Source organism: Labrys sedimenti (genome assembly GCF_034424805.1).
In the GTDB taxonomy this organism is placed as follows: domain Bacteria; phylum Pseudomonadota; class Alphaproteobacteria; order Rhizobiales; family Labraceae; genus Labrys; species Labrys sedimenti.
The window spans coordinates 170,382-195,485 of sequence record NZ_JAXOUF010000004.1 but is presented as its reverse complement, the minus strand read 5'-3'; the positions used below and the strand labels follow the sequence as shown (position 1 = coordinate 195,485).

Annotated in this window: 29 protein-coding genes; 22 read left to right on the top strand and 7 right to left on the bottom strand. The window is 63.3% G+C overall.

The genetic code is table 11. From position 1 onward, the window contains the following. The first annotated feature begins 76 nt into the window (after positions 1-76). Both U1R88_RS15945 and U1R88_RS15940 read left to right on the top strand, forming a co-directional pair. The gene (locus tag U1R88_RS15945; RefSeq protein WP_425545438.1) at positions 77-910 is read left to right on the top strand and encodes a nucleotidyltransferase family protein; all 834 of its coding nucleotides are present in this window, start codon (positions 77-79) and stop codon (positions 908-910) included. Further along, the gene (locus U1R88_RS15940; RefSeq protein WP_068294262.1) at positions 903-1,625 is read left to right on the top strand and encodes a metallophosphoesterase family protein; all 723 of its coding nucleotides are present in this window, start codon (positions 903-905) and stop codon (positions 1,623-1,625) included. Before U1R88_RS15945 ends, U1R88_RS15940 begins: the two co-directional genes overlap by 8 nt. 16 nt (positions 1,626-1,641) lie before the next feature. On the opposite strand, the gene U1R88_RS15935 is transcribed toward U1R88_RS15940, so the two are convergent. Beyond that, on the bottom strand, positions 1,642-2,400 hold the full coding sequence (locus U1R88_RS15935; protein ID WP_322432111.1) for an IclR family transcriptional regulator domain-containing protein: 759 nt from the start codon (positions 2,398-2,400) through the stop codon (positions 1,642-1,644). Positions 2,401-2,537: 137 nt separating this feature from the next. On the opposite strand from U1R88_RS15935, the gene U1R88_RS15930 reads away from it, so the two are divergent. The 3 genes from U1R88_RS15930 to pcaF are packed head-to-tail and all read left to right on the top strand — an operon-like array spanning position 2,538 to position 5,140. Next, entirely contained in the window at positions 2,538-3,269 is a 732-nt protein-coding gene (locus U1R88_RS15930; protein ID WP_322432110.1) for a 3-oxoacid CoA-transferase subunit A, read from the top strand. Between the two features lies 1 nt (position 3,270). After that, the gene (locus U1R88_RS15925; RefSeq protein ID WP_322432109.1) at positions 3,271-3,939 is read left to right on the top strand and encodes a 3-oxoacid CoA-transferase subunit B; all 669 of its coding nucleotides are present in this window, start codon (positions 3,271-3,273) and stop codon (positions 3,937-3,939) included. Between the two features lies 1 nt (position 3,940). Beyond that, entirely contained in the window at positions 3,941-5,140 is a 1,200-nt protein-coding gene (pcaF, locus tag U1R88_RS15920; protein ID WP_322432108.1) for a 3-oxoadipyl-CoA thiolase, read from the top strand. Between the two features lie 100 nt (positions 5,141-5,240). On the opposite strand, the gene U1R88_RS15915 is transcribed toward pcaF, so the two are convergent. Continuing rightward, a complete protein-coding gene (locus U1R88_RS15915) occupies positions 5,241-6,089 on the bottom strand; it encodes an alpha/beta fold hydrolase (protein WP_322432107.1) in 849 nt (282 codons plus the stop codon). Positions 6,090-6,219: 130 nt separating this feature from the next. On the opposite strand from U1R88_RS15915, the gene U1R88_RS15910 reads away from it, so the two are divergent. Further along, positions 6,220-7,143, top strand: coding sequence for a LysR family transcriptional regulator (locus U1R88_RS15910; protein WP_322432106.1), 924 nt, complete (start codon positions 6,220-6,222; stop codon positions 7,141-7,143). 128 nt (positions 7,144-7,271) lie between these two features. On the opposite strand, the gene U1R88_RS15905 is transcribed toward U1R88_RS15910, so the two are convergent. After that, positions 7,272-8,186 carry a LysR family transcriptional regulator gene (locus tag U1R88_RS15905; protein WP_322432105.1) on the bottom strand — a complete coding sequence of 305 codons (915 nt, stop codon included), beginning with the start codon at positions 8,184-8,186 and terminating at the stop codon, positions 7,272-7,274. A 127-nt stretch (positions 8,187-8,313) separates the two neighbouring features. On the opposite strand from U1R88_RS15905, the gene U1R88_RS15900 reads away from it, so the two are divergent. Genes U1R88_RS15900 through U1R88_RS15890 form a run of 3 tightly spaced genes read left to right on the top strand, consistent with a single transcriptional unit; the run spans position 8,314 to position 11,572 of the window. Further along, the gene (locus tag U1R88_RS15900; RefSeq protein ID WP_322432104.1) at positions 8,314-9,621 is read left to right on the top strand and encodes an MFS transporter; all 1,308 of its coding nucleotides are present in this window, start codon (positions 8,314-8,316) and stop codon (positions 9,619-9,621) included. Between the two features lie 29 nt (positions 9,622-9,650). Beyond that, positions 9,651-10,724, top strand: coding sequence for a tartrate dehydrogenase (locus U1R88_RS15895; RefSeq protein ID WP_322432103.1), 1,074 nt, complete (start codon positions 9,651-9,653; stop codon positions 10,722-10,724). A 44-nt stretch (positions 10,725-10,768) separates the two neighbouring features. After that, a complete protein-coding gene (locus U1R88_RS15890; RefSeq protein ID WP_322432102.1) occupies positions 10,769-11,572 on the top strand; it encodes a haloacid dehalogenase type II in 804 nt (267 codons plus the stop codon). Positions 11,573-11,577: 5 nt separating this feature from the next. Here the strand turns inward: U1R88_RS15890 and U1R88_RS15885 are convergent, their stop codons facing one another. Further along, positions 11,578-11,730 carry a hypothetical protein gene (locus U1R88_RS15885; protein ID WP_322432101.1) on the bottom strand — a complete coding sequence of 51 codons (153 nt, stop codon included), beginning with the start codon at positions 11,728-11,730 and terminating at the stop codon, positions 11,578-11,580. 30 nt (positions 11,731-11,760) lie between these two features. Beyond that, positions 11,761-12,504, bottom strand: a complete 744-nt coding sequence (locus U1R88_RS15880; protein ID WP_322432100.1) for an SDR family oxidoreductase — start codon at positions 12,502-12,504, stop codon at positions 11,761-11,763. A 100-nt stretch (positions 12,505-12,604) separates the two neighbouring features. On the opposite strand from U1R88_RS15880, the gene U1R88_RS15875 reads away from it, so the two are divergent. The 3 genes from U1R88_RS15875 (at position 12,605) to U1R88_RS15865 (ending at position 15,448) form a co-directional block, all read left to right on the top strand. After that, positions 12,605-13,549 carry an AraC family transcriptional regulator gene (locus tag U1R88_RS15875; protein ID WP_322432099.1) on the top strand — a complete coding sequence of 315 codons (945 nt, stop codon included), beginning with the start codon at positions 12,605-12,607 and terminating at the stop codon, positions 13,547-13,549. 383 nt (positions 13,550-13,932) lie between these two features. Then, positions 13,933-14,142, top strand: a complete 210-nt coding sequence (locus tag U1R88_RS15870; RefSeq protein WP_068294222.1) for a cold-shock protein — start codon at positions 13,933-13,935, stop codon at positions 14,140-14,142. A gap of 358 nt (positions 14,143-14,500) precedes the next feature. Next, positions 14,501-15,448 carry a hypothetical protein gene (locus U1R88_RS15865; protein WP_322432290.1) on the top strand — a complete coding sequence of 316 codons (948 nt, stop codon included), beginning with the start codon at positions 14,501-14,503 and terminating at the stop codon, positions 15,446-15,448. A gap of 24 nt (positions 15,449-15,472) precedes the next feature. Here the strand turns inward: U1R88_RS15865 and U1R88_RS15860 are convergent, their stop codons facing one another. Next, positions 15,473-15,847, bottom strand: coding sequence for a hypothetical protein (locus U1R88_RS15860; RefSeq protein ID WP_322432098.1), 375 nt, complete (start codon positions 15,845-15,847; stop codon positions 15,473-15,475). Here U1R88_RS15860 and U1R88_RS15855 point away from each other — a divergent pair. The 3 genes from U1R88_RS15855 to U1R88_RS15845 all read left to right on the top strand — a co-directional run bounded on the left by U1R88_RS15855 (position 15,840) and on the right by U1R88_RS15845 (position 17,566). After that, the gene (locus tag U1R88_RS15855) at positions 15,840-16,070 is read left to right on the top strand and encodes a hypothetical protein (RefSeq protein ID WP_322432097.1); all 231 of its coding nucleotides are present in this window, start codon (positions 15,840-15,842) and stop codon (positions 16,068-16,070) included. The genes U1R88_RS15860 and U1R88_RS15855 overlap by 8 nt on opposite strands. Before the next feature lie 340 nt (positions 16,071-16,410). Next, positions 16,411-16,872, top strand: a complete 462-nt coding sequence (locus tag U1R88_RS15850; RefSeq protein WP_322432096.1) for a Ros/MucR family transcriptional regulator — start codon at positions 16,411-16,413, stop codon at positions 16,870-16,872. Positions 16,873-17,311: 439 nt separating this feature from the next. Next, positions 17,312-17,566: a hypothetical protein gene (locus tag U1R88_RS15845; protein ID WP_322432095.1), complete on the top strand. Its 255-nt coding sequence runs from the start codon at positions 17,312-17,314 to the stop codon at positions 17,564-17,566. Between the two features lie 20 nt (positions 17,567-17,586). Here the strand turns inward: U1R88_RS15845 and pcaQ are convergent, their stop codons facing one another. After that, the gene (gene pcaQ, locus U1R88_RS15840) at positions 17,587-18,504 is read right to left on the bottom strand and encodes a pca operon transcription factor PcaQ (RefSeq protein WP_068294209.1); all 918 of its coding nucleotides are present in this window, start codon (positions 18,502-18,504) and stop codon (positions 17,587-17,589) included. Between the two features lie 92 nt (positions 18,505-18,596). Here pcaQ and pcaD point away from each other — a divergent pair, with 92 nt between their 5' ends. From pcaD to U1R88_RS15805, 7 genes are all read left to right on the top strand, one after another. Then, on the top strand, positions 18,597-19,394 hold the full coding sequence (gene pcaD / locus U1R88_RS15835; RefSeq protein ID WP_322432094.1) for a 3-oxoadipate enol-lactonase: 798 nt from the start codon (positions 18,597-18,599) through the stop codon (positions 19,392-19,394). Between the two features lie 7 nt (positions 19,395-19,401). Then, the gene (gene pcaC / locus U1R88_RS15830; protein WP_322432093.1) at positions 19,402-19,818 is read left to right on the top strand and encodes a 4-carboxymuconolactone decarboxylase; all 417 of its coding nucleotides are present in this window, start codon (positions 19,402-19,404) and stop codon (positions 19,816-19,818) included. Then, positions 19,808-20,560, top strand: coding sequence for a protocatechuate 3,4-dioxygenase subunit beta (gene pcaH, locus U1R88_RS15825; RefSeq protein ID WP_322432091.1), 753 nt, complete (start codon positions 19,808-19,810; stop codon positions 20,558-20,560). The genes pcaC and pcaH overlap by 11 nt, the downstream gene beginning before the upstream one ends. Continuing rightward, positions 20,560-21,174: a protocatechuate 3,4-dioxygenase subunit alpha gene (gene pcaG / locus U1R88_RS15820; protein ID WP_322432090.1), complete on the top strand. Its 615-nt coding sequence runs from the start codon at positions 20,560-20,562 to the stop codon at positions 21,172-21,174. The genes pcaH and pcaG overlap by 1 nt, the downstream gene beginning before the upstream one ends. A 3-nt stretch (positions 21,175-21,177) precedes the next feature. Then, positions 21,178-22,242: a 3-carboxy-cis,cis-muconate cycloisomerase gene (locus U1R88_RS15815; RefSeq protein ID WP_322432089.1), complete on the top strand. Its 1,065-nt coding sequence runs from the start codon at positions 21,178-21,180 to the stop codon at positions 22,240-22,242. A gap of 81 nt (positions 22,243-22,323) precedes the next feature. After that, a complete protein-coding gene (gene pobA / locus U1R88_RS15810; RefSeq protein WP_322432087.1) occupies positions 22,324-23,496 on the top strand; it encodes a 4-hydroxybenzoate 3-monooxygenase in 1,173 nt (390 codons plus the stop codon). A gap of 353 nt (positions 23,497-23,849) precedes the next feature. Further along, entirely contained in the window at positions 23,850-24,986 is a 1,137-nt protein-coding gene (locus U1R88_RS15805) for an ABC transporter substrate-binding protein (protein WP_425545444.1), read from the top strand. Positions 24,987-25,104 lie beyond the last annotated feature (118 nt).

Sequence of the window (25,104 nt, the reverse complement as noted above, 5' to 3'; positions counted from 1 at the left end):
TGCTTCGGAACCAAGTTCCTCAACGTCGGTTCCAACAGGGACGATCTGCCCGTCACGGCAGGCAAGGGCGGTGGGGATGGCAACGAGCGGCAAGAAACAGGCAGCCAAGGCGAAGCGGTCGCATTTGATGCAGGCCATGGCCGAGCCCCTGCTGCACGACGATGAAGCGGAGAGCTTCGTGCAACAGGCCATCCAGGACCTGTGTGCGTGTGATGTTCCATTTCTGGTGGCCGGTACCTTTGCCGTCAGCGCCTATACCGGCATCACCCGCCTGACCAAGGACCTGGATATCTTCTGCAAGGCGGGGGATGCCCAGCGCCTGCTCGCCTATTTCCAAGCCGAGAACTATGCCGTCGAGATCGAGGACGATCGCTGGCTCGGCAAGGTTTTCAAGGGCAAGAAGTTCTTCGACGTCATTTTTGCCTCGCCGAACGGTACGATGCCGGTGGGAGACGACTGGTTCGAGCAGGCGCGCAGGATCCATCTCTACGATTGCAAGGTCGGCATCGTCGGGCCGACCGACCTCATCTGGTCCAAATGTTTCGTGCAGATGCGTCATCGTTATGACGGGGCCGACGTGGTCCATCTCATCCTCAAGACGCATGAGCAGATCGACTGGCAGCGCCTGCTTGCGCATATGGAGGTGCATTGGGAGGTGCTCCTGATGCATCTGCTCAACTTCCGCTGGATCTATCCATCAGAGCGCGACGTCGTTCCGGCCTGGCTGCTGACGGAACTGCTCGACCGGCTTGGCGCACAGCGGCAATTGCCGCCGCCGCAGATGAAGATCTGCCGGGGTCGCATGTATTCACGCATAGACTTCGAGATCGACGTCAAGGAATGGGGATTTGCCGATGTCGGCGGGGAGGGGGACCGCCGCTCTTCCAAGGGACGCAGAAGCGATGAATGACAAGCCAAAGGCCATCACGGTAGCGGCCCTGGCCGACCTGCATGTCAAGGACACACCGGTAGACTCCTATCGCGATCTCTTCAAGGAGATTTCGGAGGCGGCCGATGTGCTGGTGCTGGCCGGGGATCTCACCGATCTCGGCAAGCCGAAACAGGCCGAACACCTTGCCGCCGACCTTGCCGCCTGCAGCATTCCCGTGGTCGCCGTGCTCGGCAATCACGATTATGAGGCGGGCGAAGCGGACAAGCTGGCTGCCATCCTGGAGGCAGCGAAGGTACATCTGCTCGATGGCCAGCATGTCGAGATCGAAGGGGTCGGCTTCGTCGGCGTGAAGGGATTTGCAGGTGGCTTCGGCCGCTTCATGCTGAGTTCGTTCGGCGAACCGGCCATCAAGGCCATGGTGGCCGAGGGCATCGATCAGGCGATGCGCCTGGAAAATGCCATGCGGCAGGTTCGCGCCGATCGGGCGGTGGTGGTGCTGCACTACGCCCCCATCGTCGAGACGGTGCTGGGAGAGCCGCTCGAAATCTATCCTTTCCTGGGCTCCTCCAGGCTTGCCGAGACCATCGACCGCTTCGAGGTCAGCGCGGTCGTTCACGGCCATGCCCATCGCGGGGCCTATCAGGGCAAGACGTCGCGAGGCGCACCCGTCTATAATGTGGCGGCCCATATCGAAAAGCCGACGGGACGACCCTACGCTCTGCTCGAGATCTGAGCGCGTCACCAGCCCCTTATCGCAGGATCGGCCTCAGTTGCTCCTGCACGGCGAGCAGGGCCGGCAGATAGCGTCCGGTCAGATCCGCTAGCGGGCCGGAAGCCGGCAGACCGGTGTTCAGCGCCGCGATCACCCGACCGCGGGCATTCAGGAGCGGTACTGCGACCGAGCGCAAGCCCTCCTCGACCTCCTGGTCGATGGCGGCATAGCCCTGGACCCTCACCTGCGACAACTCGGCGATGATCGCCTCGGGATCGGTCAAGGTACGTGAGGTGCGAGCAGGCAGCATGTCGGTGCCCAGAATGGCGCGGGCATCCGGTTCCGGCAGCCCCGCGAGCAGGACCCGACCCATCGACGTGCAATAGGCCGGCAGGCGCGAGCCAGGCATCAGCACCACCGACATCACCTTCTTCTGCGCGGCGCGGGCGACATAGACGATCTCGCCGCCGTCGAGAATGGAGACCGAAGAGCTTTCGCCGATCTCCTCCGACAGCCTGTCCAGCATCGGCTGCACGATCTGCGGTAAGGGCATGGTCGCAAGGCAGGCCGTGCCGAGCCTGAGGACGCGAGGGGTCAGGGTGAAGAACTTGCCGTCGTAGTCGGCATAGCCCTGGTGTGCGAGCGTCAGCAGGCAACGCCGCGCCGTCGCCCGGTCCAGTCCCGAGGCGGCCGAGACGTCGGAGATGGACTGGCGCGGGCGTTCGGCAGTGAAGGTCTCGATCACCGCCAGCCCCTTGGCAAGGCCACCCATGATGTCGCGCTCGCTGATGGTCATCCGTAAATCCAGTTTGTGCGATATGTAAACAAATATAGCATATCGCACAAACTGGATTTACGGAAGAAGTCGTTGCGCCTAATTGTGCGCCTCGAGATCGCGTTCAGGCCACGGGGCCTCCACTTGGATGGATTGAGATGGACGAGACAGTCGCGAACCTCGCCGGCGCGGTAGCGCCTATCGGGGACGGAATGACCGTGATGATCGGGGGGTTTGGTGGCGCGGGATCGCCGATCGAGCTGATCCACGCCCTGATCGACCGCTATCGTGCCACGGGACATCCCAAGGACCTGACGGTGGTGAACAACAATGCCGGCAACGGGCATGTCGGTCTCGCCGCGCTGATCGAAGCGGGCATGGTACGCAAGCTGATCTGTTCCTTTCCGCGCTCGGCCGATCCGGTGGTGTTCACCGAGCTCTACCTTGCGGGCAAGATCGAGCTGGAGCTGGTGCCGCAGGGTACGCTGGCCGAACGCATCCGCGCCGGCGGGGCGGGCATTCCCGCCTTTTATACGCCGACCAGCTTCGGCACCGATCTGGCGGGGGGCAAGCCGGTGGAGGAGTTCGACGGGCGTTCCTATGTGCGCGAGCGCTGGCTCAAGGCCGATGTCGCGCTGGTGAAGGCCGAACTCGCCGATCCCTATGGCAATTTGACCTATCGGATGGCGGCGCGGAACTTCAACCCGCTGATGTGCATGGCGGCCGCCGTGACCATCGTGCAGGCCAGCCGCATCGTAGCCGCGGGCGAGATCGACCCCGAGGCCGTGGTGACCCCCGGCATCTTCGTCCAGCAAGTCGTCGAAGTCCCGCATCCGCGTCAGGAAGAAGACCTGAACCGCGCCAATGCCGCCTACCCGCTGGAGGCCTGAGATGAGCAGATTGTCGAGCAACCAGATCGCATGGCGCGCGGCGCAGGACATCGCTGACGGTGCCTATGTCAATCTTGGCATCGGCTTGCCGGAAAAGGTGGCCCAGTATCAGCCCGCCGGGCGAGAGGCGATCTTCCACACCGAGAACGGCATCCTGAATTTCGGCGAGAGCCCGGCAGAGGGCGAAGAGGACTGGGACCTGATCAATGCGGGCAAGAAGGCAGTGACGCTGAAGCCCGGCGCCGCCTTCTTCCACCATGCCGATAGTTTCGCCATGGTGCGCGGCGGCCATCTCGACGTGGCGATCCTCGGCGCCTATCAGGTTGCCCAGACCGGTGACCTCGCCAACTGGTCCACCGGGCCGAAGGGCGTGCCCGCCGTCGGTGGTGCCATGGATTTGGTGCACGGTGCCAAGCGCGTTGCCGTTATCACCGACCACGTCACCAAGGACGGCCAGCCCAAGCTGCTCGAACGCTGCACCCTGCCGTTGACCGGGGTGGGCTGCGTCACCCGGGTCTATACCAGCCTGGCCGTGATCGACATCGAAGGCGGCCGGTTCGTGCTGCGCGAGAAACTCCCATCGCTTTCCATCGACGCATTGCAGGCCGTGACGGGGGCAACGCTCCACCTTCCCGGTCCGGTTGCCGATCTCGTCGTTCCGGAGTTGTGACATGACCGAGGTTTTCATCTGCGACTATATTCGCACGCCGATCGGCCGCTTCGGCGGCGCGCTGGCGCCGGTCCGGGCCGACGACCTCGGTACCGTGCCGCTGAAGGCGCTGATGGCGCGCAATCCCGGTGTGGACTGGCAGGATGTCGACGACGTCATCTTCGGCTGCGCCAACCAGGCCGGAGAAGACAATCGCAACGTCGCCCGCATGTCGCTCCTGCTGGCGGGACTTCCGGTCGGCGTTCCCGGCACCACCATCAACCGGCTCTGTGGCTCGGGCATGGATGCCATCCTGGCCGCAGCCCGCGCCATCAAGGCCGGCGAGGCCGACCTGATGATCGCCGGCGGCGTCGAATCCATGTCGCGCGCACCCTTCGTCATGCCCAAGGCGGACAGCGCCTTTTCGCGCCATGCCGAGATCCACGACACCACCATCGGCTGGCGCTTCGTCAATCCGGCGATGCACAAGGCCTATGGCACCGATTCAATGCCGCAGACCGGCCAGAACGTCGCCGATGATTTCGGTGTGTCCCGCGAGGCACAGGACGCCATGGCGCTGGCCTCGCAGCAGAAAGCCGCCGCCGCGCAGGTCAATGGGCGGCTGGCCCGGGAAATCGGGGCGGTCACGATCCCGCAGCGCAAGGGCGATCCTGTGGTGGTGGAGCGCGACGAGCATCCCCGCGCCACCACGGCCGAGGCACTCGCCAGGCTCAAGCCGCTGTTCGAAGGCGGCTCGGTCACGGCGGGCAACGCCTCCGGGGTGAATGACGGCGCCGCCGCCTTGATCCTGGCCTCGGAAGCGGCGGCCAAGGCCCATGGCCTGACCCCGATCGCCCGCGTCCTGGGCGGCGCGATGGCCGGCGTGCCGCCGCGGATCATGGGCATCGGCCCGGCGCCGGCGTCGCAAAAGCTGATGGCACGGCTGGGGTTGGCGCAAGGCGATTTCGATGTGATCGAACTGAACGAAGCCTTTGCCGCACAAGGACTTGCCACCCTGCGCCAGCTCGGCGTTGCCGATGACGATCCGCGCGTGAACCCCAATGGCGGCGCCATCGCACTCGGTCATCCGCTCGGCATGTCCGGTGCCCGCATCACTGGAACGGCGGCGCTGGAACTGGCGGGCAAGGGAGGCAGGCGCTCGCTTTCCACCATGTGCATCGGGGTGGGGCAGGGCATCGCCATCGCGCTCGAGCGCGTTTGAGGTCCGATTACCCAATCCCTGCCTGCCATCCTCTCTGCGCTGTTTACGGCCATGCCCTGTACGGAGCGTGGCCGTAACGGATGCGAGATTGCCAGGGTGATCAGGCCGGATCCACCTGCAGGAACGACAGCACTTCCGCTAAGAATTCCTGTGGGAACTCGATATTGCTGAGGTGAACGGCGGGCAGCACCTTCAGCCGGGCGCCGGGAATGGTAGCGGCGATCTCCTCGCTCTTGCCGAGCGAGGTGACCGTATCGAATTCGCCGGCGATGACCAGAGTGGGGGCGGCGATCAGGGCAATGGTGCGGCGCAGGTCGGCGTCGCGTACGGCCGCCCAATTGCCGGCAAGGCCCTGGCGCGACGTGTTCAGCAGCATCTCCCGGAAGGTCCGGATGGCGGGCCCGTTCGCTGCGATCATGGCCTTCGGGAACCAGTTGCCGAGGAAGGTTTCCGCGGTCTGCGTCATATCCGGCGCGGCGAGCACGGCGGCGATGGCTTCGTCGAAATAGGCTGCGGGCCCGAGATGGGCGGCCGTGTTGCTGAGGATCAGGCGCTCGATGCGCTCCGGGGCATGAATGGCAAGCCACTGGCCGACGAAGCCGCCCAAGGACAGGCCCAGGAAATGGGCGCGCGCGATCCCGAGCCAATTCATCAACTCCAGCACGTCGCGGCCGAGCCGGCCGTCGGAATAGGCGCCGGCTGGAACGTCCGAGGCGCCGTGACCGCGGAAATCATAGCGAACGACCTGGAAATGCTGTGACAACTGGGGGATTTGCAGATCCCACATGTGCAGGGTCGTGCCGATGGAATTGGACAGGATGAGCGTCGGGCGGTCTTCCGGGCCGTCTATCGTGTAGGCGATCCTGACGCCGTCTCCGCTGGTGAAGAATGACGGGGTTGCCGGCTGTTCGCGATCGAGCGTAGCCAGGCGGGCGATGGTATTGGTCATGATATGCACCTTCTCATGCGTCGCTTGTCCCGGCGCTACCGCCGGGATCGAGGCGACGTCTCGAAAATAGGGTCCAGAAATTTCGATAAAAATTGAAAAGATATTACGATCATTGTAATAAAAATAGACAATGCATGCCTTTACGCTCCAGGAAATCCAGTGCTTCGATGCGGTGGTCCGCGAAGGCGGCTTCCAGGCCGCGGCCACCCTGCTCAATCGCTCCCATGCGGCGATATTTGCGGCGATCGCCAAGCTGGAGGCCAATCTCGGCGTCCTTCTGCTCGATCGCAGCGGCTATCGCGTATCCCTGACCGAGGCCGGCCGCTCGTTCCATCGCAAGGCCCAGTCTCTGCTCGGCGAGATGGAGGGGTTGCAGGTGCATGCCCGCCAACTTGCCATGGGCGAGGAGACGCATCTGCGCGTCATCCTCGGCGACACCTGCCCCCTGCATGAAGGCCTGCATTTGTTGGGCGGCTTCTTCGCCCAATGTCCGCAGACACGGCTCGACCTGCATTTCGAGACGATCGGCGGCCCGTCGGAACGGCTTTTGGAGGACGAGGCCGACCTGATCTTGCATTGGGTCGAAAAGGCCGATCCCCGCCTGGAATGGATCGATCTGGGCAAAATATCGTTCGTGCCGGTGGTCGCGCCCGGGTTCTTGCCGTTCGCTCTCACCCGCCGGATCTCGCCGGACCAAATGCGCGGCCTCACCCAATGCATCATCCGCGATACCGCCCGGGTGGCGGCGAAGGTGAGCTTCTACGTCTTGGAAGGCGCGCCGCAATGCACCGTCGCCGATCACGCGATGAAGAAGGAGGTCATCATCCGCGGCATGGCCTGGGGACACCTGCCGCGCTTCATGATCGAACAGGAGCTGCGCGACGGACGCCTTGTTTCCATCGCCGGAAACGCCTTTCCGGGTATCGAAACCGAACTGGTCGCCGCGCGGCGCCGGGATCGCCCGCATGGACCCGTCGCCAATCGTCTCTGGGACTATATTCGCGTCCATGTCCCGGCGCTGTGGGCGGACTGGAGCGCTTTCGAGAAAAGTTGATAGACTTTTCGATCAAGAAAACGCGTCACAATAAATGGCTAGAGAAAAATGACGATTCGGCGAAAAGTCATTTTTCTCTAGAAGCGACCATGCTCAATTCTTGATGGTCCCGTCAAATTGCCGACACCTCAGGCGGCTTCCTCATATCGTGACAGATTGCGGTTCAGGATCTCCAGGACCCTGTCCCTGGCCGGATCGCGCACGCCCTTCAGCCAGGCAGCTGAAAGCGGCAGCCTGTTGGTCATCGCGCCCGGCTCGACGGCGAGCGGCACGAAAACGACGCCGCTGACCGCCAGGCGGGTGGTCCATTGCGGCACGATGGCGATACCGATCCGGGCGGCCACGAGGTTGACGATGGTCTGCTTCTCGTCCGCCAATTGCGCGATCCTGGCCTGCAGTCCAGCCTCGGTGAACAGCTTGATGGTGAGGTCGTGGCTGTGGGGGCGTGACCGCCGTTCCGGCACGATGAGCGGTTCGTCCACGAGTTCATGGACCGCGACATTGGTCCGCTCCGCCAGGCGATGATGAATAGACATGGCCACCACCGCAGTTTCGTGAAACAGCCGGAGCGTCTTGATGTGAGGGTCGATCGCATCGGGCGGGCGGATGAAGGCGAGATCGATGCGACCGGACAGCAAGCGTGGCAGGAGCCGGATGGTCTTGTCCTCGATGAGCTGGGTCGTCATGTCCGGATGAGCCGTTCGGAGATCCTGGAGCAGCAGCGGCAGCAGGCCGGCGGCGGCGCTGTCGATCGCGCCGATCCTCAACGGCTTGGCCGAGTTGCCGCCCAAGGCCCTGAAGCGCGCCACGATGTCGTCGGATTGCTCCAGGAGTTGGCGCGCCTGGGGCAGGAGTAATGCGCCCTCGCCGGTCAGGCCAACATTGCGCGTCGTGCGCAGCAGCAATTGCGTGCCCAGCGATTCCTCCAGGAGCCGGATATGTCGGCCCAGTGAAGCCGGCAGCATGCCGAGCTTTTGGGCGGCCCGGCCGAAATGCAGTTCCTCCGCCACGACGACGAAACAGCGGAGTTGGCCGAGGTCCATGATCTCCTCCTGATTATATAAGTAAATTATATAATCTTGGCTGCATTGCAGTCCAGCGCGTCTGCGCAGAAAAACAACGAACAAGCGCAGCAGACGCGTTCCATACAAAAATCGGGAGGAAATTATCGTGGCAGACGAGCTGGAAAGGCGTGTCTTAAGCAAGATTTCATGGCGCATCGTGCCCTTCATCATGCTGCTTTACTTCATCGCGTTCCTCGATCGCGTGAATATCGGTTTTGCCGCGTTGGAGATGAACAAGGATCTGGGCTTCTCCTCGACTGTATTCGGCTTGGGAGCCGGTATCTTCTTCCTTGGCTATTTTCTGTTTGAGGTGCCGTCCAACCTGATCCTCGACAAGGTCGGCGCTCGCATCTGGATCGCACGGGTGATGATCACCTGGGGCCTCATTTCCGGCCTGATGGCGTTCGTGCAGGGTGTGACGGGTTTCTACATTCTGCGTTTCCTGCTCGGCGTTGCCGAAGCCGGCTTCTTCCCCGGCATCATCCTCTATCTGAGCTTCTGGTTTCCCGCGCGCCGCCGCGCCGCGGTCACGGCGATCTTCATGGCGGCAGCTCCCCTGTCCACGGCGCTGGGGTCGCCGATCTCAGGTGCGCTCATGGAAATGCATGGTTTGTTGGGCCTGGCCGGATGGCAGTGGATGTTCCTGATCGAGGCCGCGCCGGCGCTGGTCTTCGGCATCGTCGTGCTGTTCTATCTCACCGATCGCCCCGAAAAGGCGAAATGGCTGACGGAGGAGGAGCGCGCCTGGCTGGTCGGGACAATGGCGGACGAACAGAAGGCCAAGGGCGCCAGGGCCAACCACAGCATCTGGTCGGGCCTGGCCGATATCCGCGTCCTCGCCCTCGCCCTGGTCTATTTCGGCACCTCCGCGGGCCTGTATACGCTTGGCATCTGGGCACCCCAGATCATCAAGGAATTCGGCCTTACATCGCTGGAGGTCGGCTTTCTCAACGCCATTCCGGCCGTGGTGGCCGTTATCGCCATGGTGTTCTGGGCCCGTCATTCCGACAGGACCGGCGAGCGCACCTGGCATGTCGTCTTCGCCTGCCTGCTGGCGGCGGCCGGCCTCGCCTTTGCGTCCAACGCCAGCGGCATCGCCTCCGTCCTGATCGCCCTGACCTTGGTCAATATCGGCATCAGTTGCGCGAAGCCGCCGCTGTGGAGCATGCCGACCCTGTTCCTGTCCGGCCCGGCGGCGGCAGCCGGCATCGCCACGATCAACTCCATCGGCAATCTCGGCGGCTTCGTCGGCCCAGCGATGATCGGCTGGATCAAGGACGTGACGGGCGGATTTGCGGGCGGGCTCTATTTCGTCGCCGGTCTTCTGGTGCTGTCGGCCGTGCTGACGCTGATCCTCGCCCGTTCCGCTGCCGCGACCCCCGGCACCGCCGATGCTGCCCGCCAGCACCTGTAATTCCCCTTTTTCCTCCTGGAGCATAGACGATGCGCGAATATTCCATCGCAGCCATTCCCGCCGACGGTATCGGTCCCGAAGTCATCGCAGCCGGTACCACGGTTCTGGCAGCCCTCGCGAGGCGGGATGGCGGGTTGAAGTTCCATATCGAGAATTTCGACTGGGGTTCGGACTATTACAAGAAGCACGGCGTCATGATGCCGGCCGACGGGCTGTCGAGGCTCAAGAAATTCGATGCGATCTATTTCGGCGCGGTCGGCGCGCCCGACGTCCCCGACCACATCACGCTGTGGGGGCTGCGCCTGCCGATCTGCCAGGGCTTCGACCAGTATGCCAATGTCCGGCCCACCAAGATCCTGCCGGGTATCACCTCGCCCCTGCGCCATTGCAGGCCGGGCGATCTCGACTGGGTGATCGTGCGCGAGAACTCGGAAGGCGAATATTCCGGACATGGCGGCCGCGCCCACCGTGGGCTTCCCGAGGAGGTCGGCACGGAGGTGGCGATCTTTACCCGTGTCGGCGTCACCCGCATCATGCGCTATGCCTTCAGGCTGGCCCAATCGCGTCCGCGCAAGTTCCTGACGGTGGTCACCAAGTCGAATGCGCAGCGCCATGGCATGGTGATGTGGGACGAGATCGCCGCCGAGGTCGCCGAGGAATTTCCGGACGTGACCTGGGACAAGATGCTGGTCGACGCCATGACGGTGCGCATGACGCTCAATCCCAGGAGCCTCGACACCATCGTCGCCACCAATCTCCATGCCGATATTCTCTCCGACCTCGCCGGCGCGCTTGCCGGCAGCCTCGGCGTGGCGCCGACGGGCAACATCGATCCGGAGCGGCGCTTTCCCTCGATGTTCGAGCCGATCCACGGCTCGGCGTTCGACATCACCGGCAAGGGCATGGCCAATCCCGTGGCGACGTTCTGGACGGCCGCCCAGATGCTCGACCATCTCGGGGAGGCGGAAGCCTCCGCCAGGCTGATGCGGGCGGTGGAGAGGGTGACGGGCGCCGGTATCCTGACGCCCGATGTCGGCGGCACGGCCACCACCAGGGACGTGACCGATGCCGTGATCGACGCGATCCATTCGTCCAACGTCTGAGTGATCCGGGGATGGTCATGACATTGCCGGGGCTTTCGACTCGAATGAATCGCCGAGATATTCTGATCGGCGCTGCCGCGGGAGCGACGGCGCTGGTAACGGGACAGGACGGGAAGGGTGCGGTGGCGGCTGAAACTCTGGAGGGTGTGAGGGCACTGACCTTCGACGTGCAGGGGACCTGCGTCGATTTCTACCAGCCCATCCTGCGCCTGGGCGAGAATCTCAACCGTGCCAAGGGCATCGACGCGGACTGGGCACGCCTGTCGGCCGAATGGCGCGATCTCTACCGTCGCACGCTCGACGAGGTCATCGCCGGACAGCGGCCCTGGATCCGGGTGGACGCGATCTATCAGCAGGCGCTCGATGTCCTCCTGGAGCGCCATGCCTTGTCGGCGCGTTTTTCGGTTGCGGAGCGGGACGAACTCAACCAGGTCTGGACGAGGCTCGATGCCTGGCCTGACAGTGCTGCAGGGCTCGGCCGGCTCGGGCGCAAATTCGTGACCTCGACCTTGTCGAATGCCGGCATGGCCGCGGTGGTCGCCGTGGTCAGGCATGCCGGCCTGCCCTTCGATGCGGTGCTGACGGCGGAGCTGGCACGCAGCTACAAGCCTGCCCCGGCCGTCTATCAGCTCGCCGTCGACTATCTCGGCTACCGGCCCGACCAGATCATGATGGTCGCCTGCCACAAATACGACCTCAAGGCCGCCAAGGCTTTCGGTATGCGGACCGCCTTCGTCGCGCGGCCGCAGGAGTTCGGGCCGGATGCCCGGCCGGACATCATGGCCGAGCCCTGGTTCGACATCCATGCCGGCAACTTCACCGAACTGGCCGACAAGCTCGGCGCCTGAAGAACTCAGGCGAGGGCAGATCGAGCGGCCTGGCGTCGCTGCCGGCGCCATTCGAGCAGGATGGCGAGCAGGGTGTAGCCGATGGCGAGTGCCCACAGGCCGAGGAACTGCATCCAGACATCGTCGATCGAGGCCCCCATCTCGACCACCTGGGTCATGCCGGTGATGGCGATGCTGCCAGCTGCGGTTCAGTTCGTTCCGGCCAGTGCCACGGCATCGGCGCCGGCGGCGAGGCGCTGAGGGCAAAACGGGTCGGTTGCCGCGCGCCACACCGCTTCTGCAACGTCCTGTGCCTTCGTTGTTGCTGTTGCCTCTCCCCATTCGGCGAAGACCTGCTGTGCCAGGCTGGCATAGGCTTCGGGGATGCCTTCCTTCATGCGGGCTCGCGCATTTTCGCCGAAACGGGTCTCGGGAGCCCGCCCGGGCAGCATCAGGCGAACGCGCACGTCGAAGGGAGCGAGTTCGAGTGCCAGCGATTGAGTGAAGGCATTTACCGCCGCCTTGCTGGCGCTATAGACGGCAAGCAGCGGAAGTGGCGTGTAGGTCACGCTCGAAGTGACATTCACGATGACGCCGGTCCGGCGCTGCCGAAACTGGGGCAGCAGGGCCTGTGTCATTGCGATACTGCCGAGCGTGTTGGTCTCGAAGACCTCGCGGATGTCAGCCATCGACGTGCCTTCGAGGGCGTTCAGCACGCCGATACCGGCATTGTTGACCAGAACGTCGACTGGTCCCGCGGCTTCCACGGCCCGGCTGATACTACGGGGATCGGTGACGTCGAGGCCCAGCAGGCGCACATGCTCGGAGCGAGGCAAGATCTCCTCGCGTGGTGTGCGCATCGTGGCAATGACCTTCCAGCCACGGTCGAGGAAATAGCGGGCCGTTTCGAGGCCGAATCCGGACGAGCATCCGGTAATCAGGACGGTTTTCATCGGGTTTCCACGGATGAGGTTGGTGAAGCTGGGAGGCTAGATCGTCACGCCCGGACTTGCTACAATGAGAAGTCCAAATTTCATTCGCATAAGTCCAGATTTGACCGATCCGCTCGCCGACATCGTCACGCTGCTCCAGCCAGAAGCCCGCTTTTCGAAAATCGTGGGTGCGGCGGGGCCCTGGCGCGTGCGCCGCACCGAGGCCGGCCGGCCGTTCTACTGCGTGGTTCTCGAGGGGACATGCAGCCTCGCAGCCGATGGGCATGAACCGATCATGTTGCGAGCGGGCGATTTTGTGCTGATCCCCGCAGCCTATGGTTTCGCTATGTCCAGCCCGGTCCCAATGGCCTCGGATGCCGCTGACAGCACGCCGGTTGCCCTGGGTGACAATGAATTCAGGCTCGGCTATCCCGACGGACTGCCGGACGTCGTGCTGCTGGTCGGCTATTGCCACTTCGCTTCGCCGGACGCGGCCCTGCTGGTTTCACTGCTGCCGCAGCTCGTCCATGTGCGTGGCGAAAACCGGCTCGCCACCCTGGTGAAGCTGGTCGGCGAGGAGTCACGCGGGCTGCGACCCGCGCGTGAGGTCGTCTTGGCACGCCTGCTGGAGGTCCTTCTCATCGAGGCGCTGCGGTCGTCAGCTCGGACCACCGCTTCCCCCGGCCTCCTGTGCGGTCTTGCCGATGGGCGCCTCGCGCCGGTGATCCGGCGCATGCACGAAGATCCGGCCCGGCCATGGACGGTGGCGCTATTGGCGCAGGCGGCAGCCCTGTCCCGATCAGCCTTTTTCGAGCGGTTCCGGCATGTGGTCGGTGTCTCGCCGATGGAATATCTGCTGTCCTGGCGCATGGCCCTGGCCAAGCGCCAATTGCGAAGCGGGCAGGGCGGTATTGCCGAGATTGCCGAGCGGGTGGGCTATAGTTCGGCGAGCACGTTCAGCGTTGCCTTCACCCGGCATGTCGGCCTGCCGCCGGCCCATTACGCCCGACGGTATCAGGGAGAGCGTGAAAGTGCGAGCGCCAAGGAAGCTTTCCCGGCAGCCTGAAGTCGAGCGCATGCATCTCGTATTACCCGGTTGTGTCGTCGTGCTCGAGTCCGCCGTCCCGAAGGCACGTTGTCACGGCGAAATCACGAGGTCGTGCGAAAATCGAGATACTGCCAGCGCCTGCCTTAGGAGGAGCTGGCAGGTGACAGGTCCTAAGACACGACCTTGCCCGGCGTTCAACACGTCGGGCTCTTTCTGAATGAAGCAGAGGCAGCGAGCCATTTGCCTGTGCCATCCGGAATAGCCTGCCCGGTGGCTTGCCGAAGACATTGTACGCGATCCCAACGAACGGCGTTTCCGGGGGCCTTGGTGTCTTTGGCAGAAGTTGGAATCCGCATCGGGTGCCGAAAGCCGGGATTGAAGCCTCTTGGGGGAGGCTCAGCATGAGCACTGGTACTGTCAAATGGTTCGATCCCGCCAAGGGATATGGCTTCATCGCGCCGGACAATGGCAGCCGGGATATCTTCGTCCACATCAGCGCCGTGACGCTTTCTGGCCTCGACGAGTTGCGGGAGGGGCAAAAAGTGAGTTTCGAACTCGTCATCGATCGCAAGACGGGCAGCTCGAAAGCAGGCGCGTTGAAGCTTTGCTGAGGTCGTCGTCGCCACGGTGCCGCTTTTAGCCGGGAGAACGGCTCTCCATCAATTTGCCGTCCTCTACCGACATGCAAGGCGAGTAAAGGAAACGTAACGCTTCCAGGCTAGCGTGACCCCATGCCGATTGCGGCCGTGCTCGCCTGGTCTTCGCATCGCCTGGTGCCGTGCCTTCTTCGCGGGCTGGTTCGGCGAAAAGAGGAAAGAACTCACGATGGCTCGGTTGGCGCATATGCTCAAGGCGACCCCTCGCACCCGTGGAATGGAGACCCGGGGAGCCTTTGGGACCCGCTTTGGAGGGCCCTCAAGCTTGCTGCAGCCGAAATCCAGGCTGGCGAAAGGCGTGGGTATCGCCTGCCTGTTCTTCGGTGCCGCCAGCGGCGGTGGATCGAGCGAGGCTCTGGCGGCCGGCATTCCCTCCTGGCTGATGAGCTATGTCGGCGAGGGGCAGGGACAGATCGCCTTGCCGGTCCTGCAAAGAGCCCGTGCGCTCTATATTCAGAAGGCGAGCCAGGGAGCCGTCAGCAACCCCTGCTACTTCGCCATGGATGCGACGCGGCCCAACGATCCCGGCAGTTCGGGCGGGCGCTTCTATATCATCTGCGAATCCCAGCATACCTTCCGGGCCATTTCAGCCGGGCATGGCGGCGGCCGCAATCTGAGAGGCGTAGCGGACTTCGCCAATGGGCGACGCTGCGCCAGGCATTTCAGCAATGCGCAGGATTCGGAACTGACGACCGGCGGTTCCTATGTGACGGCCGAAACCAAGACCTCTTTCAAGGGCTATTATCGCGTCGCGGCGAACCAGGATGCGGCATTCCTGCGATCCTTCATCCAGTTCGATGGCGTGGGCGAGACCGCCAATGCCCGCCAGCGCGCGATCGGCGGCCATGCCGCCGTCGCCCTGAAGGGCGTGTGCCTGCGCAAGGCTCCGAGCAGTCCCTATGCGAACCAAGATGGTTATGTTCCCTTTGGGAAGCTGGTGGACTATGCCGGCGGCCGCAGCAATGGCTGCACCAGCTGGTCGCTCGGGGATGTGAAGCAGATCCTGTCCATGGTGAAGGACTATCCGACCACGCTCTATATCTATCCTGAAGCCGCCGACGTCAGCAATGTCGCGCGCGCGGTGGCAGCCGGTCAGTCGCCCGCCCGGGCCGGCCTTTATTGGAACACAGCCTGCCTGGGGGAGATCGGTGCCCCCAAATATTGGTCGAAACAAACTCTGGAGCCGATCTTGGCTCAGTACAAGCTCGACCATCCCGCCCCGCCGCCGCGGCCAACCCCGATCTGCGAGGGCAGCGAATAAGCGCGATTGCGAGGCTGCTTGCGCTCAGCGCTGGCAGCGCCAATAGCGATGGCCATCCCTCGTATAATAGACGCGATGGCAGCCGACGGCACTCGCTGGCTTTCGGGTGGCCTGTCGACGGGCTTCGCTGGGCGGCGCCGGCGGTGGCGTCGGTGGGTTTTCCGGGGCTTCCGCCGTCTCGGCAGGGGATTCCGGAGCCTGCGCTCCCTCGGTAGGAGCGGAACCGATCGGCAGCATGGCCTGCAGGCCACGCAGGCGAACCCCAACGACCTTCGCGATCTGGCGAGCATCCTCCTCGTCGCAGGCAAGCCGGGTAAGCTGGGTGAGGGCTGACATCTGGCCGATCACCAAGGCGGCCTGCACCGGCGCGACCGGCAGCGGTCCTCGCTCGATGCGCATCAAGTCCATATTCGCGGAGACCAATGCGCGCTTGATGTCGCTGCAACTGGCACCATTGGCCCAGGCCGGGGCGATGCCCAAGCAGGCGATCAGGCCAGCGCAAGACAAGGCGAAGGCAATCCTCATTGGTGAACTCTCCAGATCGGAGGATGATATTGACGACTTTCTTGAAGCCGTTCAATCGTCAGGCCGTCATAACGGCGGCTATTCCTGGCAACTGTGAGGCTGGCCTGGGTCTTCGCTGCGGCAGACGAGAGGCGCGTGGCGCCAGCCAATGGGCAGCTCAAGGTCAAACCACCTCACTCCAGGAATAAGAACGACTGCCTTTTTCTTAAGCATATCGACAGTCTTATGCGTGATGGCCGAAGGCCGAGCCGGTCAAATCGCCAACACTATCGGTGTTGCCTGAGGACAGGCTCAAAGACCTGCCTGACCCGGCTTTACATCAGTGGAAATTTGCTTGAGTGTCACAGACTCGCCGCGGCAATAGGGTCCACAACGCTGCGGTCACTAAGAAAACTTCACTCACTTTGAAATCAACACAACAATGAAAGTGGCTCAACGTGCTTGAAGCTGACACGAAACTGGTCGACCTCACGGTCGATATCGTCTCTGCCTATGTGGCGAATAATCAGGTCTCCTCTTCGTCCCTTTCCGAACTCATCAGATCGGTACATGGACGGTTGAGCGATCTGAATACCGGAAGGCCAATCGAACCCATCGTCGCGGCAACGCCGGCGGTGCCGATCAAGAAGTCCGTCACGCCCGACTATGTCATATGCCTGGAGGACGGACGCAAGTTCAAGTCGCTGAGCCGGCACCTGCGCAGCGCCTATGACATGACGCCGGAGCAATACCGGGAAAAATGGGGACTGCCTGCGGACTATCCCATGGTGGCGCCGAATTACTCGGCCCATCGCTCACGGTTGGCCAAGGAACTCGGCTTGGGGCAGCAAGGCCGGCAGACCAAGGAGAAAGCCCCGGTTCGCACTGCGCGCGGCAGGGCCAAGAAGAGCAACGCCTAAGGCGTTTTCCAGAAAGGCCGGTCGGCTTTTCGATCAAGAAAATGCGTCGAAACAAGGGGATGGAGCAAGGCGTGGTTTTTAAGAACGCACTTTGGCGCCGGCCCTTTGTTTCGGCGCGCCCTCACGGATTCCCGTGACCCCTTCGAATCGCAGACGCTTTTGGGTGAGGTAGGCCGTCCATCCTCCACCAATCTTGCGGCCATCGTCGCTGCGACGATCTTGCTTGTTCGGGCAACTTGCACGAGACGACCGCCTTAAAAGGTTGGTGCACTCTCCCGATCCCCCTATGGTACCTGCATGGAGAGACTAGGTAGGGTTTCCCTGCGAGTCCCGCGGACGGGCCTCGCCGGGAAATCCTGCAGATGTCTGGTATCTTGCAGATTCCTCTCGATCGCCCTGGTGGCTCGGTCGGGGGAAGGTGCTTAGGGGAGAGTGCTGCGTGACCGGTGAGGTAATCTTGTTGGACGGTCTCGGCATTGTGGCCAGCGATCTGGTCGAGCCGGGAACAGTGGCGATCATGCTGCGTGGCGGCGATGTGCAGGTCGTGCCGGTGAGAGAGCTGCGGGCAACCGTCAACCAGCTCGGAAGCGACAAGATCGAGGGACTGTCGATGGCCCCCGCCGACTTCACGCAGGTGCAGGCGGTGATCGAACGCCGCAAGGCCGATGAGGATATTCAGGACAAAGACCAATAGTCATCCGGCCACGCCCGCCTTCAGCCGAGCTTCCCGGCCGCCTCGCGGATGGTCCTGAGCAGAATGGCAAAGGCAGGCTGGGCGACCATGTCGGTGCGCATGGTCAGGCCGACTGGTCCCTTGGTATCGCTGGTCTCGATAGGCAGGGTTCTGAGGGTGGCCTCCTCGATGTCGTTGCTGACCACACCGTGCGAGATGACCCAGATCGCATCGCTCTGGCGCACGAAGGCTCGACCGAAGGAGTCCGACACCGTTTCGATTTCCGTGGGAACGGACGCGATGCCGTTGGCGATGAAGATGCGCTCCACGAAGGGGCGGATGACGGAGCCGCGCGTCGGCATCAGCACGGGATAGGCGCTCATCTGCTCAAACAGGTTGCCGCCGCTGTCGAGGAGCGGATGTCCGGGGCGTACCACGAACACGACCTGTTCCGAATAAAGGTGCTCGAAGAAAAAGCCGGTCATCTTGTCCGGCGCCGCCAGGCGCCCGACCACGAGGTCGAGTTCACCGATACGCAACTGCTCCAGGAGAACACTGTTTTCCCCGGTCACGATCTTGACGGTGACGCCGGTATCCTCCTTGAGGAAGAACTGCATGGCGAGCGGCATGATATGGGCCGAGACCGTCGGCAATGCGCCGATGCGAAGGGGCGGCCCGACCTTGGCGCCGGCGAGGGCGACGGAGTCGATCCCTTGCCTGAGGGCGCTGACGGCGAGGCCGGCATGCTGCATGAACACTTCGCCGGTCCGGGTCATCCTGATGCCGCGGCCGTCCCGCTCGAACACGCTGACGCCCAACGCCTCCTCGAGTTCGCGGATCGTCTTGGTCACCGCTGGCTGGCTGACATGCAGCACGCCGGCTGCCTTCACCACGCTTTTCTGGCGGGCGACCTCCAGGAACGTCTGGAGATGGCGAAACTTGACACGGCTGTCGATCATGGCGATCCATAACCCAGCAGTTAAGAGAACGCTAGAAAATATGATTTTACCAAACCAATAGTGTCATCCATCTTCGTGGAGAGGAGACGGCCGTGAAGTTCATTTCCATCGGCGGCATCACGCTGCATTTCGACCACAGACCAGCCGGGCGGGACAGGAGCCACCTCGTCTTCATCAATTCGCTCGGCACGGATCTGCGCATCTGGAACGAGGTGGTCGGCGCGCTCGGTAGCTCGGTCGCCACGCTCGCCTATGACAAGCGCGGTCATGGGTTGTCCGATCTCGGCCCCACCCCTTATGCGATCGAGGATCACGTCGACGATCTCCTCGGCCTCATCGACCATCTCGGCATCGAGGACGTGGTACTGTGCGGCCTTTCGGTCGGTGGCCTGATCGCGCTCGGCCTCGCCAGCCGGCGGCCTGAGATCGTCAGGGGGCTGATACTGTGCGATACGGCGCACAAGATCGGTACCGCCGATGGTTGGAACAGCCGGATCGCCACCGTTCAGAAGGACGGGATCGCCGCGATTGCTGATGCAGTAATGAAATTGTGGTTTACGCCGCATTTCCATGCCGAGCGCAAGCCGGAACTGGACGGTTGCCGTACCATGCTCGCCCGTCAATCCGTGGCGGGTTATGCAGCGACCTGCGCGGCGATACGCGATGCCGACTATACCAGGGCCGCCGAGGCGATCGCCGTTCCCACACTTTGCATTGTCGGCGATCAGGACGGTTCGACGCCACCGGCTCTGGTGCGCTCGATGGCCAGGATCATTCCCGGCTCTCAATTCGAGGTCATCGCCGGCGCCGGCCATATTCCCTGCATCGAGCAGCCTGCCATGCTCGTTGCCCACATCACTCAATTTCTCGCACGCCTGCCATCGGAGTGAGCCTGCCATGAGTGTTCCGGCGCCACGCTCGGCCAGATATCGCGAGGGCCTCGCCGTTCGCCGCGCCGTGCTCGGTGACGCCCATGTCGACCATGCGGAGGGCGCTTCGACCGAGTTCGACCGGCCGTTCCAGGAACTGATCACCGAGGCTGCCTGGGGCACGGTATGGTCGCGTCCGACCTGGACGAAACGGGAGCGCTCGATCGTCACCCTGGCCTTGCTGGCGGCACTCGGCCATGACGAAGAAGTGGCGATGCATGTGAGGGCAACCGCCAATACCGGAGCGAGCCGGGAGGACATCTGCGAGGCCTTCCTGCATGTGGCTGTCTATGCCGGCGTGCCGGCAGCCAATCGCGCCATCAAGGTCGCCAAGCAGGTGTTTGCCCAGATGGACGGGGAGGTCGTAAAGTCCGATGTCCGCTGAACATACCGATCGCCGGCCCGAAACGGGCGCCTTCTTCCAGCGCGACCGAGGCTGGCATCCGCCGGCCCTGACGCCTGCCTACAAGACATCCGTGCTGCGCTCGCCGCAAAAAGCGCTGCTGTCGCTCGACAACACGCTGTCCGAGATCACCGGCCCGGTCTTCGGCCATGATCTATTGGGGCCGCTCGACAACGACCTCATCCATAATTTCGCCAGGCCGGGCGAGAGTGCCATCGGCGAGCGCATCATTGTGTATGGACGTGTCCTCGACGAGCGCGGCAAGGGCGTGCCGGGTGCGTTGCTCGAATTCTGGCAGGCCAATGCCGGCGGGCGCTACCGGCACAGGAAGGAAGGCTATCTCGCGGCGCTCGATCCGAATTTCGGCGGCTGCGGCCGCACCATCGCCGATCAGGACGGCGGCTATGCCTTCCGCACCATCAAGCCCGGTCCCTATCCCTGGCCGAACGGCGTCAATGATTGGCGCCCCGCCCATATCCATTTCTCGGTGTTCGGCCACGGCTTTGCCCAGCGCCTGATCACCCAGATGTATTTCGAGGGCGATCCGCTGATCTGGCTCTGCCCAATCGTGAAGACGATCCCAGACAGGGCTGCGGTCGAGACCTTGATCGCGGCTCTCGACATGCAGGCGACCATCCCCATGGATGCCCGAGCCTACAAGTTCGACATCGTGCTGCGGGGCCGCCGCTCGACGATGTTCGAGAATCGGCTGGAGGGCAATTGATGGTTCAGGCTCTCAATCGCCTCAAGGAAAGTCCCTCGCAGACCGCCGGTCCCTATGTCCATATCGGGCTGACGCCGAATTTTGCGGAGATAACGGGCGTTTACGACCGTGACCTCGGCGACGTCATGGTCAATGCCGGCACCAAGGGTGAGCGCATCGGCGTGCGCGTGCGCGTCCTCGACGGCACCGGGACGCCGCTCAGGGATGCACTGGTCGAGATCTGGCAGGCCGACCATGCGGGTCTCTACAATTCGCCGTCGGAACGGCGCGGCACCGCCGATCCCAATTTCACCGGCTGGGGCCGCAAGGCGACCGATATGGAGACGGGCGAATGCCTGTTCGAGACGGTCAAGCCCGGCCGGGTGCCGTTCAAGGACGGCCGGCTGATGGCCCCGCACATCACCTTCTGGATCGTCGCCCGCGGCATCAATCTCGGCTTGCACACGCGCATGTATTTCGCCGACGAGGAAGCGGCGAACGGGGAGGATCCGGTGCTTGCGCGGATCGAGCACCGCCAGCGTGTCGCCACGCTCATCGCCGCCCGGAAGGGGGATGCCTATGTCTTCGACATCAATCTGCAGGGTGAGCGGGAAACGGTATTCTTCGATATCTGAACCATGACAGTCTCACCCTTCGACCATCCCTATCTGTCCGCCCTGCTGGGCGACGAAGAAACCGCGGGCCTTTTCTCGCTTGAAGCGGAGATGGCGGCGATGCTCGCTTTCGAGCACGCCCTTGCCGAGGCCGAGGCGGAGGAGGGCGTGATCGAGGCCGACGCGGCTGGTGCGATAACGGCATCGCTGGCGTCTTTCACGCCGGACATCGCCGCGCTTAGGGTCGGCGTCGCACGCGACGGTGTTGTCGTGCCCGAACTCGTGCGCCAATTGCGGGTTGCCGTCGGCGCTCCCCATGACGCCAGGGTGCATTTCGGTGCGACCAGCCAGGACGTCATCGATACGGCGCTGGTGCTGAGGTTGGCTGTGGCGGCGAAGCGCTTGGATGACCTGCTGGAAGAGGTGATCACGGCACTGGCGGGACTGGAGCATCGGTTCGGAAGCCGCCGACTGATGGGCCGAACGCGCATGCAAGCGGCGATCGCCATCACGGTCGCCGACCGAGTCCGCAGCTGGCGCGAGCCGCTGGAACGGCATAGGAAGCGGCTCCAAGCCATGCGGCCTGGTCTTCTCGTGGTGCAATTTGGCGGGGCTGCCGGCACGCTGGACAAGCTCGGGGTCAAGGCTGCTGCCGTCCGGGCTGGGCTCGCGGCTCGCCTCGGCCTCGGGGACGCCCCGCAATGGCACAGCCAGCGCGACCGGCTCGCCGACTTCGCCAATCTGCTGTCGCTGATCACGGGAACCCTCGGCAAGTTCGGCCAGGATGTCGCCCTGATGGCCCAGGACGGCGGCGAGATTGGCTTGTCCGCAGGCGGGAGATCCTCTGCCATGCCGCACAAGCAAAATCCGGTGGCGGCGGAGGTGCTGGTCACGCTCGCACGCTTCAACACCACGCAGCTTGCCGGCATGCATCAGGCTTTGCTGCACGAACAGGAACGCTCAGGCGCGGCGTGGACATTGGAATGGCTGCTTTTGCCGCAGATGGCTGTGGCGGCCGCGGCGTCGCTGCGGCTGGCGGGTGAACTCGCCACCCAGATCGACAGTCTCGGTGTGCTCGCCGACGGATAGTCGCGATCCCGAAGCAGGAATGGAACGAAAACCGACCCGGGCCTGCCGATGGCATGGAACTCGCGGCGATGAGGGCAGGAAATGCGCACACAGGTCGTCATCATCGGCTCGGGACCTTCCGGCCTGCTGCTTGGACAATTGCTGGCCAATGAGGGCATCGCCAATATCATCCTCGAACGTGCCGGCCGCGATCATGTGCTTGGCCGCGTGCGGGCGGGCGTGCTCGAACAGGGCACGCTGGATCTCATCGACGAAGCCGGCGCAGGCGAGCGCATGCATGCCGAAGGCCTGCCGCATGACGGCATCTCGCTGGCCTTCGATGGCAGACTGCACCGCATCGACCTGGCAGCCCTGACCGGCGGCAAGCACGTGATGGTCTATGGCCAGACCGAGGTGACGCATGACCTGATGGACAAGCGCGAAGTTGCAGGCCTGACCACCATCTACGAGGCTGGGAATGTCGAGCCCCACGGCTTCGATGGCGAGGCGCCCTATGTCACCTATGAAAAGGACGGCGTCGACCATCGCATCGATTGCGATTTCATCGCCGGCTGCGACGGCTTCCATGGTGTCAGCCGCAAATCGATACCGTCGACCGCGCTCAAGACCTATGAGCGGGCCTATCCCTTCGGCTGGCTCGGCATTCTCGCCGAGGTGCCGCCGGTCGGCCACGAACTGATCTATGCCAACCATCCCAGGGGCTTTGCGCTGTGTTCGATGCGCTCGACCCATCGCAGCCGCTACTATGTGCAGTGCCCGCTCGACGACAGGACCGAGGATTGGAGCGACGATCGCTTCTGGGACGAGCTGCGCCGGCGCCTGCCGCCAGAGGCGGCTGCCGGTGTCGTCACCGGTCCGTCCTTCGAGAAGTCGATTGCGCCGCTACGCTCCTTCGTTGCCGAGCCCATGCGTTTCGGGCGCCTGTTCCTGGTCGGAGACGCCGCCCATATCGTGCCACCGACCGGGGCCAAGGGGCTCAACCTCGCCGCCAGCGATGTGCGCTATCTCTATTGGGGAGTGCGGGAATTCTATCGGGAGAAGTCATCGGCTGGCATCGATGCCTATTCGAGACGGGCGCTTTCCCGCGTCTGGAAGGCGGTGCGTTTTTCATGGTGGATGACGATGATGCTGCATCGCTTCCCGGATACGGACGATTTCGGGCAACGGATCCAGGAGGCCGAACTCGACTATCTCGTTCATTCGCAAATGGCGTCCGCAGCACTTGCCGAAAACTATGTCGGGCTTCCCTACTGAAATCACGGCAGCGCCACCTTTGTCATGCCCGGGCTTGACCCCGGCATCCAGCGGTCATGTGTTCGTTGTCGGGAACGGATTGGATTGCCGGGACAAGCACGGCAATGACAAAGGTCTGGCTAACTCGATCCGATTGCTCACGGGCGAATCCCTAGCCCCAGGCTCGTCACATATCCTGTAGGTTATGTTTCGAGCATTTGTTTTCATTTTACATTACCAATTATCACGGCACATTTGATCAATAAGCAAAGCCTGCGATCGGCGCGCCTGAGAGGTGCCGGTTCCGGCCTTTGGAGGAAACGATGAAAAAACCCGTTCTCGCCAAATCCGTTCTCGCTACCCTGGCGATCGTCATGCTGTCCGGCAGCGCCCTGGCTGAGACCATCAAGATCGGCGTCATCGGTCCGTTCTCGGGGCCCTTCGCCATCCAGGGCAAGAATTTCAAGGCCGGCATCGACGCCTACCAGGCCCTGCATGGCAGCAAGGCCGGCAGCGACGACATCCAGATCATCTATCGCGACGTGCCCCAGGCCGATCCTGCGCAGTCCAAGGCGCTGGCCCAGGAACTCGTTGTGAAAGAACGCGTCCAGTATCTCGCCGGCTTCTATTTCACGCCGGATGCCATGGCTGTGACGCCGCTGCTGAAGCAGGCCAATGTGCCGCTCGTGGTGATGAATGCGGCGACATCAGCCATCGTGACCAAGAGCCCGCTCGTGGTGCGCACCTCCTTCACCACCTGGCAGACCTCAGCGCCGATGGCCAAGGTCGCCAAGGAGCGCGGCGCCAGGAAGGCGATCACGGTGGTGAGCGATTATGGTCCCGGCGTCGATGCCGAGAACGCTTTCAAGACCAGCTTCACCGGCGTGGGCGGCGAAGTCGTCGGCACGATCCGCATGCCCCTGTCGACCAACGATTTCAGTCCGATCATGCAGAGGGTGAAGGATTCCGGTGCCGATACCCTGTTCGCCTTCCTGCCGTCGGGGCCGACCACGCTCGGCTTCGTCAAGGCCTATAACGAGAATGGCTTGGCCAAGGCGGGCGTGAAGCTGCTCGCGCCCGGAGACCTCACCCAGGAGTCGGACCTGCCGGCGCTTGGCCAGGCGGCGGAGGGCCTGCTGACCACCTTCCACTATGCCGTCTCGCATGACTCGGCCGAGAACAAGAAATTCGTCGAGGCTGCGCGAAAGGCCATCGGCAACCCGGGCGAATTGTCCTTTCCCGCCGTCGGTGCCTATGACGGCATGCATGTCATCTACAAGATGATCGAGGCGACGGGTGGCAAGCAGGACGCCCAGAAGGCCGTGGATGCCGTGAAGGGCCTGGCCTGGGAGAGCCCGCGCGGACCTGTCTCGATCGACCCTGAAAGCCGCCACATCACGCAGAACATCTATCTGCGCGAGGTCGCGAAGGCCGGGGATGGCAGCTACTACAACAAGGAAATCGCTACCTTTGAGAAGCAGGGCGATCCCGGCCTTGCTGCTTCGAAATAGGAGCCGCGCACCGCGCGCCCTCGATGAGGCGCCCGGCGGCGTTTGGACGAGGGCATTTTCTGGAAAGAGCCTGGGTTCAATTCAGAAAATACATTAGGAAAAGAAGATAGGGTGAATG